Source organism: Brevundimonas sp. SL161 (genome assembly GCF_049896985.1).
Classification (GTDB): Bacteria; Pseudomonadota; Alphaproteobacteria; order Caulobacterales; family Caulobacteraceae; genus Brevundimonas.
In genome coordinates this window covers 123,735-139,953 of sequence record NZ_JAFCVJ010000006.1, presented here as the reverse complement: position 1 = coordinate 139,953, position 16,219 = coordinate 123,735, and the positions used below count along the sequence as shown (strand labels likewise).

At 65.7% G+C, this 16,219-nt stretch carries 10 protein-coding genes and 1 pseudogene; 6 read left to right on the top strand and 5 right to left on the bottom strand.

The genetic code is table 11. From position 1 onward, the window contains the following. Positions 1 to 153 precede the first annotated feature (153 nt). The 3 genes and pseudogenes from ACP7AU_RS07090 to ACP7AU_RS07080 all read left to right on the top strand — a co-directional run bounded on the left by ACP7AU_RS07090 (position 154) and on the right by ACP7AU_RS07080 (position 5,089). Positions 154 to 3,209: pseudogene (locus ACP7AU_RS07090) on the top strand (efflux RND transporter permease subunit). A gap of 219 nt (positions 3,210 to 3,428) precedes the next feature. Continuing rightward, a complete protein-coding gene (locus ACP7AU_RS07085; RefSeq protein WP_426050966.1) occupies positions 3,429 to 4,340 on the top strand; it encodes an NmrA family NAD(P)-binding protein in 912 nt (303 codons plus the stop codon). A gap of 296 nt (positions 4,341 to 4,636) precedes the next feature. Further along, a complete protein-coding gene (locus ACP7AU_RS07080) occupies positions 4,637 to 5,089 on the top strand; it encodes a PA2169 family four-helix-bundle protein (protein WP_426050965.1) in 453 nt (150 codons plus the stop codon). A 71-nt stretch (positions 5,090 to 5,160) separates the two neighbouring features. Here the strand turns inward: ACP7AU_RS07080 and ACP7AU_RS07075 are convergent, their stop codons facing one another. After that, positions 5,161 to 5,427 carry a hypothetical protein gene (locus ACP7AU_RS07075; RefSeq protein WP_426038589.1) on the bottom strand — a complete coding sequence of 89 codons (267 nt, stop codon included), beginning with the start codon at positions 5,425 to 5,427 and terminating at the stop codon, positions 5,161 to 5,163. A gap of 315 nt (positions 5,428 to 5,742) precedes the next feature. Between ACP7AU_RS07075 and ACP7AU_RS07070 the strand changes: the two genes are divergently transcribed. Further along, positions 5,743 to 7,113, top strand: a complete 1,371-nt coding sequence (locus ACP7AU_RS07070; RefSeq protein ID WP_426050964.1) for a PAS domain-containing protein — start codon at positions 5,743 to 5,745, stop codon at positions 7,111 to 7,113. Positions 7,114 to 7,333: 220 nt separating this feature from the next. Here the strand turns inward: ACP7AU_RS07070 and ACP7AU_RS07065 are convergent, their stop codons facing one another. The 4 genes from ACP7AU_RS07065 to ACP7AU_RS07050 form a co-directional block, all read right to left on the bottom strand. After that, positions 7,334 to 8,041, bottom strand: coding sequence for a hypothetical protein (locus ACP7AU_RS07065; RefSeq protein ID WP_426050963.1), 708 nt, complete (start codon positions 8,039 to 8,041; stop codon positions 7,334 to 7,336). A 330-nt stretch (positions 8,042 to 8,371) separates the two neighbouring features. Continuing rightward, the gene (locus ACP7AU_RS07060; protein ID WP_426050962.1) at positions 8,372 to 11,209 is read right to left on the bottom strand and encodes a M16 family metallopeptidase; all 2,838 of its coding nucleotides are present in this window, start codon (positions 11,207 to 11,209) and stop codon (positions 8,372 to 8,374) included. 100 nt (positions 11,210 to 11,309) lie between these two features. Continuing rightward, positions 11,310 to 12,638 (bottom strand): terminase large subunit domain-containing protein, encoded by a 1,329-nt coding sequence (locus tag ACP7AU_RS07055; RefSeq protein WP_426050961.1) that lies wholly within the window; start codon positions 12,636 to 12,638, stop codon positions 11,310 to 11,312. A gap of 183 nt (positions 12,639 to 12,821) precedes the next feature. Continuing rightward, positions 12,822 to 13,262 carry a hypothetical protein gene (locus tag ACP7AU_RS07050; protein WP_426050960.1) on the bottom strand — a complete coding sequence of 147 codons (441 nt, stop codon included), beginning with the start codon at positions 13,260 to 13,262 and terminating at the stop codon, positions 12,822 to 12,824. A gap of 243 nt (positions 13,263 to 13,505) precedes the next feature. On the opposite strand from ACP7AU_RS07050, the gene ACP7AU_RS07045 reads away from it, so the two are divergent. Further along, the gene (locus ACP7AU_RS07045; RefSeq protein WP_426050959.1) at positions 13,506 to 15,635 is read left to right on the top strand and encodes a GNAT family N-acetyltransferase; all 2,130 of its coding nucleotides are present in this window, start codon (positions 13,506 to 13,508) and stop codon (positions 15,633 to 15,635) included. Then, a complete protein-coding gene (locus tag ACP7AU_RS07040; RefSeq protein WP_426050958.1) occupies positions 15,625 to 16,080 on the top strand; it encodes a hypothetical protein in 456 nt (151 codons plus the stop codon). Before ACP7AU_RS07045 ends, ACP7AU_RS07040 begins: the two co-directional genes overlap by 11 nt. Positions 16,081 to 16,219 lie beyond the last annotated feature (139 nt).

The following is a 16,219-nucleotide window of genomic DNA, read 5'->3' as shown; positions in this document are numbered from 1 at the left end:
CGAACGGCTCGAAGAACGCCCACTCCGCATCCGACATCAAACCACGAACCATGGCTGCTCTCCGCAAAGAACAGCCTTGAATCAGCGATCAGCTGATTTGGGAATCCACTTTGTCCACACCACCTAGTCGAACGAGACTCATTCAGAGGCGACATGCTCACCCTCATTGTCCGCTGGTCGCTATCCCGTCCGCGCCTCGTCGCCCTTCTGGCGGGCCTGATTGTCGCCTATGGCCTGGTCACCCTGTCGAGAGCCAGGTTCGACGTCTTTCCGGATTTCGTGCCGCCCCAGGTCGAGGTCCAGACGGAAGCGCCCGGTCTGTCCGCCGAACAGGTCGAACAGTTGATCACCCGCCCCATCGAGCAAGCCATCGCGGGCGGCCAGGGCATAGAGGCTGTGCGCTCCGAGTCGATCCAGGGCATCTCGGTGGTGACGGTCGTCTTCGCCGACAAGGTTGATCCCTATCGCGCCCGCCAGACCGTGACGGACAGCCTGGTCGAGGCTGGCTCCGCCCTCCCCGCCATCGCCAGGTCGCCCCAGGTCGCGCCCCTGACCTCCTCGACGATGGACCTTCTGAAGATCGGCTTCACCAGTGATGCGCTTTCGCCGGAGCAGCTTCGAAGCCTGATCGACACGGTCGTCCGTCCCCGGTTGCTGGCAACGCAGGGCGTCGCGCGGGCAAGCGTCTATGGCGGAGAGGTCGGCCGGATCGAGGTGCGGATGCGCCCCGCCGACATGGCTCGGTTCAACATCACGCCGTCCGACCTCGCGACCGCCGTGGCGGCGGCCACAGGGGTTCGGGGAGGCGGCTTCGTCGATACGCCCTCCCAGCGCATCCTCGTGACGCCGCAGGGTCAGGCCCAGGGTCCTGACAATCTGGCGCGCGGCGTCATCCGATCCGTGGTGGGCCAGCGCGTTTTGGTCGGAGACGTCGCCGATGTCGTCGAAGCGTTCGAACCCCGTCTTGGTGAAGCCCTGATCATGGGGCAGCCCGGCGTGCTGATCAGCCTGTCGAGCCAGTACGGGGCCAACACGCTCGACGCGACCCGGGCGGTCGATGCCGCGCTCGCTGAGCTGCAACCGGCGCTGACCGCCCAGAAGGTCTCGGTCAACGCCGACCTCCACCGCCCGGCGAACTTCATCAACACAGCCCTGTCCGGGCTCCGCGAGGATCTGGTCATCGGGGCTGTCCTGATCGCGGTCGTCCTGTTCGCCTTCATGGGCAGCGCCCGCACGGTGATCATCTCGTTCGTCAGCATCCCGATCTCGCTTCTCGCCGCCCTGATCGTCATGGACCTCCTGGGGCACACCCTCGACACGATGGTCCTCGGCGGCCTCGCCGTCGCCCTGGGCGTCGTGGTCGATGACGCAGTGATCGATGTCGAAAACATCGTCCGACGCCTGCGAGAGAAGACATCTGGATCGCTCGCGGAGGTCATCCAGCACGCGTCGGTCGAGGTTCGCGGGCCGGTCGTCTATGCGACGCTGGTCGTAGCACTGACGCTCGCGCCCGTCCTGCTGCTCGATGGACTTCAGGGGCGCTTCTTCAGCCCCCTGGCGTCCGCCTTCATTCTGGCGACGATGGCTTCGCTTCTGGTCGCGGTCATCGTGACACCGGCTCTGGCCCTGCTCACCCTCCGCGGCTGGACTCCGGTGGCCGAACCGGCCTGGCTCTCCAGACTCAAGGCGAGCGCCACAGGACTGATCGCCAGAGGCTCAGGCCGAGGCAAAGTCGCGATGGTCGTCACCGGTGCAAGCGCCGTCGCCCTGCTGGCGGCCCCCTTCGTCTTCCCCTCCGAACTGCTGCCGACCTTTCGCGAAGGTCATTTCGTTGTCGGCGTCGCCGCTGCGCCCGGCACCTCGCTGGAGGCCAGCCGCAGCCTGGGCCAGTCTCTGACCAACGCGTTTCTGGAGATCGACGGGGTTCAGACGGTCGAGCAACAGATCGGACGCGCGCAGGGCGGTGAAGATACCTGGGGACCGGAGCAGAGCGAGTTCCATATCGAGCTGAAGCCCCGCCTCAGCGGCGCCGCCCAGGACAGGGTCGAGGCCGGGTTGCACACCGCGCTGGACAGCCATCCCGGGCTTGAGACCGAAGTCCTGACCTTCCTGGGCGACCGGATCGGCGAGTCCGTGACCGGGCAAAAGGCCCCGGTTGCCGTCAGCGTCTTCGGCGATGATCTCGGTGATCTCGACCTGGCGAGCCATGCAGTCGCTCGCGCACTGGAGGCCATACCCGGGACCGGAGATGTGACCCGACAGACCCCGCCGGAAGCGCCCGCCGTCCGGATCAGTCCCCGTATCGATCAACTGGGGAACGTGGGACTGACCGTCAACGACATGCTCGATGTGGTGTCGAGCGCGTATCTGGGCACCGTCGCGACGCAGCTCTATCGTCCGGATCGAGCCATCGACGTAACGGTCATCCTGCCGCCAGAGCAGCGCGCCGACCCTGCAGCCATCGGACAGGTCGTGCTGCGGGGTGCGGCCGGCGAGGTGCCGCTGTCCAGCGTCGCCGATGTCGGGATGGGAAGTCAGCGGACCGTCGTCTCGCGTGAAGCCGGGCGTCGACGGGAAGTCGTCACCGCCAGTCCCAACCCTGTGGATGTGGCTCGGGTCGCTCGCCAGGCAAAGGCGGCCATCGCGACGCTAGGCCTGCCGCGAGGCATCGTGGCGTCCGTGTCCAGCACCGCGGACGCAGCCGCCTCGGCCCGCAATCAACTCGTGTTCAACTGCGCCATTGCGGCGTTGGCCGCCGTTGTCCTTCTGCTGCTTGCGTTCGGCGACGGACGCTCGGTTGGACTGGTGCTTTGCAGCGCTCCGGTGGCGCTTCTTGGCGGCATCCTCGCCCTGCCTCTCGCGGGCGGCGCCTGTCGCTCGGCGCCCTCGTAGGCTTCGTCACCCTGTTCGGGATTTCATCGCGAAACTCGATCCTGCTGGTCTCGCATGTGGAGCACGTCGTGCGACACGAAAAGCGAGAATGGTCGCAAGAAACGCTCGTGAGGGCGACGCAAGAACGGGTTACGCCGATCCTGATGACGGCCCTGGTCACGGGTCTCGGACTTCTTCCCCTGGCCCTTCAGAACGGAGAGGCAGGGCGCGAAATCCAGGGGCCGATGGCGATCGTCATTCTCGGAGGGCTGCTCAGTTCAACAGCGGCGACCCTGTTCATGCTGCCTGCCCTGATCTGGCGATACAGGCGGTCGTAGTCGAGATCAGGCCCGATCGGTGTTCGGTATCCCAGGCGACGGACGAATGGCCTGTTTCCACTCCAGGCGGCGGTTCCGAAGGGCTGCTCTCAGGCCTAGCGGTCAATGTCTGGTTTTCGGCCTGGCTTTGATGTCGTGCTCCGACCCGTTGCGGACTTGTGATGTGTTACTTTCGACGGTGGGGCTATCGCGAGTGCGATCCCGGTCTAGGATCCCGCCATGACAGAACCCTGCAATGTGGCAATCGCCGGCGCGACCGGGGATCTGGGCGCCCGAATCACCAGGGCGCTCATCGCCCGCGGCACCTCGGTCAGCGCGTTGGTTCGCCCGGATCTCGGCAACGAAGAGCGATCTCGCCTCGCGACCCTGGGGGCGAGGATCACGCCGGCCGATCCGCACGACATCGACGCCATGGCCGCCGCCCTCGCCGGCGCTTCCTGCGTCGTCTCCGCGCTGAACGGCGTGCGCGAGGTGATCATCGATCGACAGACGGTTCTGCTCAATTCGGCGATCCGAGCGAACGTGCCGCGCTTCATTCCGTCGGACTATGCCGCCGACTTCACCAGGACCCGACCTGGCGACAACCGAAATTTCGATGTCCGCCGGGAGTTCATGGCCCTCGTCGATGCCGCGCCGATCCGGGCGACGTCGATCCTCAACGGCGCCTTCATGGACATGCTCGGCGCCGAGATGCCGATCATCCAGCCAGGGATCCGCCGGGTCCTCTACTGGCATGACGCGGATCAGAAACTGGACTTCACCACCAAGGACGATGTCGCCGCCTATGTTGCGGCCGCCGCGATGGACGAGAACACGCCGCGGATTCTGCGCATCGCCGGCGACGTCGTCAGCGCGCGCGAGCTCGCCGTGGCCATGACCGAGGCGACCGGTGAACGCTACCGAACGCTGTGGGCGGGAAGCCTGGGCTCGCTGGCGGCGATGATCGGTTTCGCGAAGCTGATCGTGCCCGGCAAGGACGAGGCGTTCCCGCCCTGGCAGGGTATGCAGTACATGCGCGACCAGTTCAGCGGCCGCGGCAAGCTCGAACCGCTCGACAACGCTCGCTATCCTGAACGGCATTGGACCCCGGTGAAGACGCTCCTGGCCAAGCGCTTCGACAAGGCGGCGTGAGAATGCGCCTCGATCCTGACGTTGAGGCCCGGCCCACATCCAGGTCCATCCAAGGGTCGCGTCCGTAGCGGATGGCCGCAGCACCAGACCCATTCGCACGGGGAGAACGACCGGTGTAGCCGGCTGGTGCGGATCAGCCGGCCTGGCGGTCAATGCCCGGTTTTCGGCCTGGCGTTGATGTCGTCGTCCGACCCTTTTCGGACTCTCGGTCCACGCTCGCGAGGAACAAACCGTGTCTGGGAACATGGTAAAGCGTCGGCAGTTCTATGTGTCCCTTCAACAGAGGACACGCCTCAATGAACACCGACAATCATCGCGCCATCAAGACGCTCAACGATCTGATCGAGACGACTCTGGATAGCGTGAACGGCTATCGCCATGCCGCAGACGGCGTCAGCAATCCGGAACTCAAAACCCTGTTCACAGAGCGCGCCGGCCAGCGTGAAGAACTCAGCCGTCGGCTCCAGGCCGAAGTTCGCACGTTTGGTGGTGAACCTGAGGATGACCAGTCTCTGCTGGGCCGCATCCATAACAAGTTCGCCGAGATCAGAGGCGAACTCATGGGCCGTGACGACAGCGGCGTGATCGACGAGGTCGAGCGTGGCGAGGACGTGATCAAGGCGCGGTTTGAAAACGCGACCAAGGACACCGATCTTCCCGACACGCTCCGCCAGCGAGTGGCTGAAGAATATGCGTCGATCAAGGCTGATCACGATACGATCAGCGGCCTGAAGCATCGCCTCGACTAAAGGCAGGGTCCGTAAACGCACCATCGAACGACGCGCCAGAGTTGATCTCCGGCGCATCGTTCTTCGACTACCTACTCTGTTCGGGCCGCGGCATCGGCAGCAGCATCGGTTTTCCGAGCGGCCGTGTCGGCGGCTGCATCGACGTTGGCTACCGCCTCGCTGGTTGCGGCAGAGGCGCTGTCGGCAGCGGCGTCTGCGTTTGCAGCGGTGTCGCTCGCAGCAGAAGCGACTGTCGCTCCAGCATTATCTGCAGTGGCGGCTGCCTTGTCTTCCGTATTCTCGGAGCAGGCGGCCAGTGACAGAGCGGCCGCTACGACGGCGAAATAGAGAGTGCGCATTTCGTTTCCTCTGGACTGACATGGCGGCTGATCCGCCTTCAAACGTCAGCTCGTGGAGCCTAGCGGGCGGTCAGTCCGGTGGCGACAGGATTGATAGCGCGTGCAGTGTGGGGAAACCGCAGCTTTGGGCCGTTGAGAAGGCGGCCCACCACCCACAGGGGACGTTGACCGCTGAAACCGGAAACCTCAGCAACATGCCGATATGAACCATTGTCCCCGAAAAGGCGTTTGGCAGGCGCGCGTAGCTTGACCTTATACAGGGGTAAAGATGCCAGGTGTGCCTGACACGATTGCTGGCTTTGCCAGGCTCCCGCGTTGACCGCATCGACGCTTGATACCTTGAGCCTGGCCATGCTGGCTGAGGAGTCTCCCGCAATGTTGTGGCGCGGAGACCGCAACGGCCGTTGCGTTTTTCTGAGCCGCGCCATGCGTGAGTTCTGGGGCTTGCAACCCGACGAGTGCGGCGTCTTCGACTGGAGCTCCAGTCTGCTCACCGAGGATCACGCCGTGGTTTTCGAGCCGTTTGCAGCCGCGATGGCGGCTCAGCGCGCGTTCACCTGCGAGGGGCGATACCGGCGAGCAGACGGCGAAGTGCGGATCCTGCAAACGCGCGCTCGCCCGTATTGCAATGAGGACGGCGTCTTCGCAGGCATGGTCGGAGTGAATGAGGATACGACCGAACTCCGCCGCGCTGATGAGGCGCTTCTGGCCCGCAATCGCCAACTGGATGACAGCCTCGTTCAACTGCGCTCGACTGCGGACCGGTTTGCGCTGGCGACGAGCATCTCCGGTCTGGCCATGTCCGAGCACGACGAAACGCTGAAGTACGTCTGGGCGCACAATGTGCCTGTTGAGTGCCTCGGGAAGACCCCTTCGGAATTCGTGGGGCCTGAGGTTGGAGGACCGCTTGAGGTCATCCTGCGCCGGACCATCGACACCGGTCATATGCAGACCGAGGAGATTTCGGTGCTGATCGGCGACGGGAGGACGTGGTGGGATATTCAGGCGTCGCCCTCGACCCTGCCGGACGGGCGGCCGGGTGTGGTCGCCAGTGCGCTGGACGTCACCGCACGCAGGTTGAACGAGGCAAAGCTGGAAATTCTGGCGAAGGAACTGGGGCACCGGGTCAAGAACGTGTTCGCCGTCGTTCAGGCCATTGTTCGCCAGTCCGCGCGTGCAACACCGGTGCCAGACGCCTTCATTAAAGCGGTGGAAGCCCGGCTCGTCGCTTTGGCGGACGCCCAGGACCTATTGCTGACGATGTCGGACGACCGGTTTTCCCTGCAAGGCCTGCTGACTCGACAATTATCGCATCTGGAAGGCGTGGAACTGGACGGACCCGAAGTGCTGCTGCCGGGCAAGTTCGCTCCCTATCTCTCCCTGGCCGTGCACGAGCTCGGCACAAATGCGCTCAAACACGGCAGCCTCCGCGTACGGGACGGAAAGGTAGCGGTGAGCTGGGCTCAAACCCGCCCTGACCAACTGTGCCTGTCGTGGCGGGAACGGGGCGGCCCTGCCCCGGCATCAGGCCCCGCCTTCGCTCCGGGTCGGAAAGGGGGCTTCGGCTCGCTATTGCTGACCAAGGTCTTCGAAGGCGCGACAGGCGGCGAGGTGGATATGGAGTTCGGCCGCGACGGTCTGCTCTGGACCGCGATCATCCCGACCGGAGTCGAGTTGCACCTCTGACCGGGCCGGGCGGGTGGGGGCGCCCTGTCCCGTTCCCACCCCATGCGGCGGTTCGGGAGGTCTGCTCTCAGTCCTGGCGGTCAATGTCCGGTTTTCGGCCTGGCTTTGATGTCGTGCTCCACCCCAATCAGACATTGGACCGGTGCGCTTTCGGGGCCTGCGCGCCCCGTTGGTTGCACCGGAATGCGGACGCAAAAGACCGCTCACGCAAAATCAGTCCTCAAGGACTGATCAGGGCTCCGACAACGCCGACCATTCCAACCAATACTCCGCCGAATGCTGCCGCGATCTGCACAGCAAGCATCAGCGCAAAGCCTTTGAATACGCCTACAATACGCGACCGGAACCATCGCCCATGTCCCATGCGAACGAAGGCAATTACCCCTAGCAACATGATTGCTGCGGATGTCATCGCTGCTTTAGGCCCTGTGCCGTATGAGAACCACGCCAAAGGAAGCATCAGAACGGTCCAGGCACAAAGCCAGCCAAAGCTGGCACGGAACCCTCTACGCCATCCCAGATCTTCCTTGTCCCACAGACGAAGTAGAGGAGCTGCCGCCAATGCGTAGAAGGCTGACAGCAGGGGCACCATGACCAGAGTCATCCAGCCGTCAGCGTCTGCCACGAAAGCGTCCTGCGACTTGCCTGACCGTTCGATCAGCGGGTCAATCACTGCAGGCGGCATACCCTCCAAAATGAACCCGGCGCCACCCTGCAAGAACAGAATCAACATCAAGATGGCATTGAGCCCGAGGTAGAGGCGCAGCGGGCGGGCATAGGCGCCACCTCCCTCGGGACCCGCCTCCATCCATGCCCGCAGAACCGTCGAAGGTCGTAGCAGGAGGTCCCTGGCGGTGATTACCTCACGGCCTGCGAAGCCCAAAAAGTCTTCAGCAAGCTCATCGCTCGGTTTGCGTGTGTCTGTCATTGCTCCCCCTTGATGACAGAGATAACTGCGTTTTGAACTCCCACCCACCACATTCCTTCAAGGTCGGCTTTCGGCTGGAGAACCGTCGACCGATTGGCCGGCGACCTCGGAACACGCGCACGCCCGTTATTGAAACGGCTGCCAGAGCTGGCGCGGGGTCGGTGATCCAGGGTCCCTTTCCCACCCCCTCACGGACGTTCGGCGTGTCCGCCCGGGTCGGTCCGGAACCGCCCGGCGCGCGATCGCCAGCCCTTCGCCGGCTGTTGGCGTCACAGGAAAAAGGGGCGGCGATCGCTCGCCGCCCCCTTCATGTCCGACCGACGCCGGTCGCTACTGCGCCGGACGCACTTCCAGCGGCAGGCCGAGGGCCTCCAGCTGCGGACGCACCACCGAGGCGTCGCCGACCACGACCCAGACGAACTGGTTGGGCTTGATGACCTGGCGGGCGGCCTCGTCCATCTGGGCGGCCGTCAGCGCGCGGGTGCGGCTGGCCAGCGTGGCCTGATAGTCGTCGGGACGGCCGAACAGGGCGTTGGAGCGCAGGGCGCCCAGGATCTGGCCCGAGGTCTCGAACCCGCCGGCCAGCGACCGGGTGTTGCCGTTGATGGTCCGCTCCAGCTCGGTCGGCTGGACGCCGTCGGTCTGCAGGAAGCGGTCGTACTGGGCGATCAGGGCCGCGACCGAGTCGCCGGTGCGGTTGGCCTGAACCGGGGCGTTGACGATATAGGGGACGCGGTATTCCAGGGCGTTGACCCCGCCGCGCACGCCATAGGACCAGCCCTTGGTCTCACGCAGGTCCGAGTTGATCCGCGACAGGAAGTCCGAGCCCAGGGTCACGTTCGCCGCGTTCAGCGCCAGCAGGTCGTCGGTGCCCGAGACGGGCAGGACGGCGCCGCCGTAGATCAGCGACTGCGGCGACTGCGGACGGTCGATCAGGACAATGCGGTTGGTCGGCGCGGGCACGGCGGCGTCGGCGAAGTCCTTGGTCCCCTTCGCCGTCGCGGGCGCGCGCCAGTCGCCGAAGGCGGCTTCCAGCTGCGCGGTCACCTGCGCCAGCGGCAGGTCCGAGACGACGAAGATCGTCGCATTGTCCGGACGCACCCAGGCGTCATGCTCGGCGGTCAGGTCGGCGCGCGTCAGGGCCGTCAGGGTCGCCTCGTCGCCCGACCCGGTGAAGGACCGGCCATAGGGGCTGTCCGCGCCATAGATCAGCGGCGGCAGGGCGCGGGCGGCGATGGCGTTCGGGTTGGTCTTCTCGCTGGCCAGACCCGACAGGCGCGAGGCGCGGATGCGCTCGATCTCCGCCGGGGCGAAGGCCGGATTGCGCACCACGTCCGATAACAGGGTCAGGGACGGCGCCAGGTTGGCGGTGACGGTCGACAGCTCGGCCGAGGTCCGATCCATCGAGGCCGCGACATTGACCGAGGCGCCCAGACGTTCCTCTTCCTCGGCCAGCTGGTTGGCGTCGCGGGTCGTCGTGCCCTCGTCCAGCAGGTCCAGCGTCATGGCGTGGGCGCCGAGCCGGTCGGCCCGGTCGGCGGCGTAGCCGGCGTCGAACTCCACGGCCACGCGGGTGACGGGCACGGTATCGACGTGGGCGTAGACCACCTTGATGCCGTTCGACAGGGCGGCGCGCTCGACCGCAGGGAACTCCAGATCCGGCACCTGGCCGATGGCCGGCATCGGATCACGGGCGACGCGCTGGATCTCGGCGGCCGGAGCCGGGGCCGCGCCCGACGGGGCGGCGGCCTCGACATAGGCCTCGCGCTCACCGGGCGCGATGGTCATGTCGAACACCGGACGGGTCAGCCAGCGCTGCATGGCGGCCGTCACCTGGGCCGGGGTGACCGAGGCATAGGCGGCCAGCTCGGTCTTGTAGTGGTCCGGATCGCCCGCATAGAGCTGGCCCTCGGCCAGCACATTGGCCTTGCCGTTGACCTGTTCCAGGCTCTGGATCCGGCCCGAGACATAGCGGGTGGCGACGCGGGCGACCTCTTCCTCGGTCGGCCCCCGGGCGATGAAGTCGGCGACGATGGCGTCGAGGCGACGGCCCACCTCGCCCGCATCCACGCCCGGCTTCACATTGACCGAGATGTCGAAGATGCCGATGCGGTGGAAGTCCGACAGGGACGACGACACCTGCACCGCCGTCTGCTCGTCGCGGACCAGCAGGTTGTCGAGGCGCGAGGAGGCCAGACCGCCCAGCACCTGGGCGCCGACCGACAGCGGCACGGCGTCGTCGCTGAGCAGGCCCGGCACGGCCCAGCTGCGCGTCAGACGGGTCGTGGCCACCCGGTCCGTCATGGTCGCCACGATCGGGGCGGCCAGGGTCGGCACGTCCGCCTCGGCCGGGGTGTTGACCGGGCCGCGCGCAATCGCGCCGAAATAGCGTTCCATCAGCGGGCGCGCCGTGGCCTCGTCGATGTCACCCGACAGGACGACGATGGCGTTGTTCGGGCCGTAGTTCTCGCGGAACCAGTTGCGCACAGTCTCCAGGCTGGCGGCGTCCAGATCGGCCATCGAGCCAATGGTCGAGTGGCGATAGGGGTGGCCTTCGGGGAAGAGGGCTTCCAGCTGGGCGTATTCGAACATGCCGTAGGGCTGGTTGTCGCCCTGGCGCTTCTCGTTCTGGACCACGCCGCGCTGCAGATCGAGCACGGGCTGGCCGATCTCGCCCAGCAGATAGCCCATGCGGTCGCTTTCCAGGAACAAGGCCTGTTCCAGCGCCGGGGTCGGGACGGTCTCGAAATAGTTGGTGCGGTCGAACCAGGTCGTGCCGTTCAGGTTCGACGGCCCGAGGTTGCGCATCCGGCCCAGATAGGAGCCCGGCGCATTCTCCGACCCGCCGAACATCAGGTGTTCGAACAGGTGGGCGAAGCCGGTCGACCCGGCCGGCTCGTCCTTGGAGCCGACATTGTACCAGACCGACACCGCCACCACCGGCGCCTTGCGATCCTCGTGCACGATGACCGTCAGGCCGTTGTCGAGCGTGAACCGCGTCCACGGAATATCGACCTCGGCGACCAGCTGCGACACCGGGGCGGCCTTCAGTTCGGCGGCCTGGGGCGTGGTCGCCGCCATCGGCGCGGCGGACGTTTGAGCCAGCACGGGGGCGGCGGGGGCGATCACGGCCAGAAGGGCGGCGAGCGAGACGGAGCGAAGACGCATGCGTGAAACGGTCCTTTTCCTGAGGGCGGAAACATTAACGACCGCACGCCGGTCCGCAATCGCCCGCGCCCGAACATGGACAAAGAGTCACAATCCCGTCTCACAGCACCCGGGCCCTCGCGATCACCACCCCGCCCCCGTCGATCAGTAGGTCCGTCACCGCCCAGACCAGGGCATCCGCCCGGTCGGGACTGCCAGCCCCCGCCTCCCCCATCCCCAGCAGCTCCTCCTCCAGCAGCGTCAGCTCCCCGACGTGCCCGACCCGTCCCTGTTCATACAGGGCCGCCACCGGCTCGGCCCGGGCGCGCTTGCCGACCCGCGCCTGCACCCGTCGTACGACCTGGGTCACCCCCGCCCCCTTGAGCACCGCCTCGACCATGTCCCCGCCCTGATTGCCCTCGGCCACGACCCGGACCGGACAGCCCAGGGCCGCCTCCCAGTCCCGCGCCGTCCTGGCGACCCGCGCCGCCCATCCCGCCGGCGACAGCCCCCTGACCGAGCGGTCGTCGAGCACCCAGGCCGTCCCCGCCGCCCGCGCGACCACCACGATGCCGCAGGCGTCCCCGCCCTCGCCCGACAGGGTCCCGACCGGCGGATCCACCGCCACGACGGCCCGTTCGTATCCCTCCCTCGCCCCGCCGAGTATCCAGGACCGGCCCAACATCCGCGCCCGCGCCATCTCGACCGAGGTGAACAGCGCCCCCTCGGCCTCCAGCACCACCCCGTCCAGCTCCTGCGCCGCCCGTCGCGTCCCGCCGTACAGGTCCTGCATCGCCTCCAGAAACCCCTCGGCCAGGTTCTCCGCATTGGCCCCCGTCGGCGCATGGGTCCTGACGCACCCCTCCTCCGCCAGCACCCGCCGCAGCACCGCCAAAGGCTTGGGCGTCGCGGTGAGAAGAAGCTTTGGCGTCCACCCCGTCTCCTCCCCATCGCCGCTTGGCGATGGGGAGGGGGACCGCGAAGCGGTGGAGGGGCTCTTCAAGCGCACGCCAAGACGCAACATCGCCAGCACCTCCTCCGGCCTCTCCCAGGCGCAGAACTCATCCCCCCAGGCGGCATGGAACTGCGGCCCCCTCAGCCGTTCCGGCTCGGCCGCCGACAGCATCACCCCGACCGCCCCGCCCGGAAACACCAGCCGCCTCAGCGAGCTCTCCATCACCGGCGGCGTCCGGAACGGCAGGTTCATCAGCCCCGAGGGCCCCTCGACCATGACCGCGCGCACATCGTGCAGCGTCGCCGCCACCAGGGCGATCCGTCCCCCGGCCCCCAGCCGCGCGGCCACATCCGAGACCCACTCCGCCCCCGCCCGCGTCTTCCCCGCCCCCCGCCCGCCCAGAAACACCCAGGTCCGCCAGTCGCCGTCCGGCGCCCGCTGACCCTTGTGCAGCACGCTTTCCCAGGCGAGGGCCGCCTGATCGTCCGGATGCATCGCCTCGACATTACTCCCTCCCCCCACGGGGGAGGGTGGTCGAGCGCAGCGAGACCGGGTGGGGGCGACAAGGCGACCCGGACTCCGCCCCTCCTGTCTCCTCCCTGTCGCCTCTTGGCGATGGGGAGGTGGCGCGGCGCCCCTTCGCGCCGCGACGGAGGGGGCCTTTCCCCCGCACCTGACTCACCCCTCCGCCCCCAGCCGCGCCAGGATCGCCGCCAGCGCGGCCTCCTGCTGCGGCGTCCGCCCTCCGGCCGACGCCTCCGCCTCATCCCCCAGCGCCCGATCGAGCCTCAGCATCAGCGCCGCCAGCCGCCCATAGGCATAGGCCCGCGTCGTATCCCCGCCCCTCAGCATCCCGACCGTGGTCCGCACCGCTGCCCGCATCGCGACCGACAGGTCCGCGTCCGCCTTCAGCGCCCGAACGGGCGCATCCGCCTCCACGCCCGAGATCGCCCGCGCCTTCGCGTCTGCCGCCTCCGGCGTCATCGGCGGCTTTTCCGCCTTCAGGTCCCGGCGCAGCCAGCCCTCCTTGCCCGCCCGCGCATAGATCTTCCGCTCGCAGCAGCCGTACTCGGCGGCGATGCATTTCGCCGTCGCCCCGGACACATAGAGGGCCCTCATCTCGGCCCACTCATCGGGGTTGTGTCGCCTGCGTGGACGTCGGTTCAGGGGCGCTTCGGTCATGCGCCGGATTGTAGGGGGACGGCGACGGGGGGCGCGCAAAAGGGCTCTAAATAGAGCCGGGCTTTGATTCGATTGAGGTTCCAGGCCGATCCGTTGATGGGTTCGGCCTTCAACCGCGTCCACACAAGCTTTGGTTGACCTCAGCTTTCAACCTCGATCCTATGTAGGCGGGGGAGCGCCATGGGCTTCAGAATCGAACAAGACCCGCAGACGGTCCTCTCATTCGTAAATGCTGTCCAAGCGGCGGCCGATGCAGAGCGAGACGCTTTGGGCTTTTTGCCTCCTGTCGCCTACGAGCAAGCAAGTCGAAAAGGCGAGATCACGATCTTGCTGAACGAGGACGGAGAGCGGTCCTATGCTGGTCATGTGTGGGTAAGCGGAGCCTTCCCACACGCTCGCGTTGTCCAACTGTGCGTGCTGCCTGCGTACAGAGGCAACCACTTGGCGTCTCGTCTTCTCCGGTCAGCCGTTCAGCGAGCTGAGGCGCAAGGCTATCTCTTCACCAAAGCTCGCGTCGCCAGCGACCTGATCACTGCCAACCGAGTTTATGAAAATCATGGCTTTGAGCATGTAAGCACCAAGCCCGGAGGCAGAAGCCGGGGGCGAGATATCCTGATCCGGTCGAAGGAGCTCTCCTCTCCTTCACTATTCAACTATCGAGCGGCCAAGTCCGCGACTCTTGATGGCGCTGAAGCCTCGCTCGATGAGCAAGCCCTCTACATCCTTGATGTGAATGTATTTTTCGACGTCCTCAGGCAGCGAAAGACCAGCGCGGCAGCGGCAAAAATTATCAACGCCGCTCTTGCTGGAGAAGTCAGGGTCGCGGTCACAGCCGAGTTTGTGAAGGAGCTCCAGCGGACGTCAAAGGGGATCGACGACCCTGTTCTCGCTTTCGCGCGGCTTCTACCGGCGCTCGGCCCTCCCCCGACGGCGCAGATTGCGAGCATCGTTGATGAGCTTGGGCCAATCGTTTTCCCCGATCAATGTCGAGACGGCGTCCTTTCCGCTCAAGACGAGTCTGATCTTCATCACCTTGCCGAGGCCATTCTGTCCGGCGTCGATGGACTGATCACCGCCGAAAAAGCGATCATCCGGGCAGATTCGAAATTGCGGGCGGACTACGGGCTGAGCGTTTGGGGGACTGATGCCTTCGCCGCCCTTATTCCAACGTTCTCGCAACCGATGGCGGCCGTCCGTGCGGAGCACGACCTTCTTTTTCGAGCGGAAGTCCACGACGCTGATCTCGAGCACTTCCTGGTGCGACGCGGCGTCCCTGCGGAAGCCCTTGCATCGTTTCGCAGAAAGGACGCCGCCGATAAGCGCTTCAGCGCTGTCGGTGTTCGAGAAGACGGTCACCTGATCGCAGCAGCTCTCTATCAGGCGCCCGCTGGGCCCAAAGGCTTCGCTAGAGTCCTCGTCGCCGGCGACGATCACCATCCGTCGATAGCAACGGCCGCAGACTATGTTCTTGAGCATCATGTCCGGCTGGCTGCCGGCAAACGGCCGGCGCGGGTCGAACTCGTCGACGTTCCCGGTCAGTCAACGGTTCGACGCGCGGCGATTGCAAACGGCTTCCTCGCTCAAGCGGGTAGCTCTGGCCTACAGAAGATCGCGCTCGGGACTGCTGTCATCCCGACTTCTTGGGCGGAATGCCGACGCGCGCTCCTCACGTGCGCGAACGCGGAGGTGCCAGCGCAAATGCCGTCGTTTGGGCATAACGAACAGTCCATCGAGCTCACAGCTGACGGACGCACCAACTCGCTCAGCTTGGTAGATTTAGAGTCGGTTCTCTCGCCCGCCCTCTTCCTCCTGCCTGGCCGCTCGGCTGCAATCGTTCCTATTCAGCGGGTCTGGGCCGACGACCTATTGGGCGGGATCCAACTACCTCTTTTTCCGAAGCCCGAGGCCGCCCTCCGATCTCGTCGCGTCTATTTCTCATCGCCTCGGAACGCGGCAACCCTGGTGCGGGGGCGACCGATCATATTTTACGAGTCGGGAAAGGGCCTCGGGCGGTCTGCCGCAATCGCGGTGGCCCGAGTTAGCCGGGCTGAAGTGATCCAAAAGGATCGAGCACCAGAGGAGCTACTTCAAGCTGCTGTCGTGCGTGGGCGAGCGTTGAACCGTTTGACGAAAGATACGACCGTTCTTGCCGTATGGTTCGATAACATTATGCCTTTCGCAACGCCCGTGTCGTTTGCTCAGCTGAAGGTCCTCGGCGTCGACGACAAAACGAACCTTGTCCGCAGTCGGGAAATCGACGCAGAGACCGCATCGAAGATTATTGGAGCCGGACGTCCGCATGCCACGTGAAGACATGATCATGCTGTCCGTCTCGCCAACGTACGCTCGCCCGATCGTATCTGGGGCAAAGTCGGTGGAGCTCCGGCGCCGAGCGCCTCGTATCGCAGACGGAACCCGAGCGTGGCTCTACTCGACGCTGCCCGTTGGAGAAATTGTAGCGCTCCTGAAAATCGATACGGTCGTCGAAGCTCCCATTGCTGAGCTGTGGGAACTCTATGGCCCCAAAGCGTCCATCTCAAAGGCTGCGTTTGATAGCTACTTTGCCGGGCTGGAGTCCGGGGCCGCTCTGATTATCGGCGACGTTCAACCATTGAAAACACCAATCTCTTTGCAAGAAATGAGACGTCACGGAGCGTTTCACCCGCCTCAGTTTTATAGCCGCGTTTCACCTGAGGCGGCGGCAAAGCGATTGGCGTCCAGTGAGCTCTATCCGCCAGTTCGACTCGTCGCCTAGACGAGGCGGCTCATTCTGGAGCTGCACCGCCGGGCCGTCCAAGAGATGCTCTATCGTCAGACGGACCGACAAAGAAAAAGGGCGGGTCCGTTTCCGGACCCGCCCTCTTCATTTCAGTCGGTGACTGAGCCATGGACCC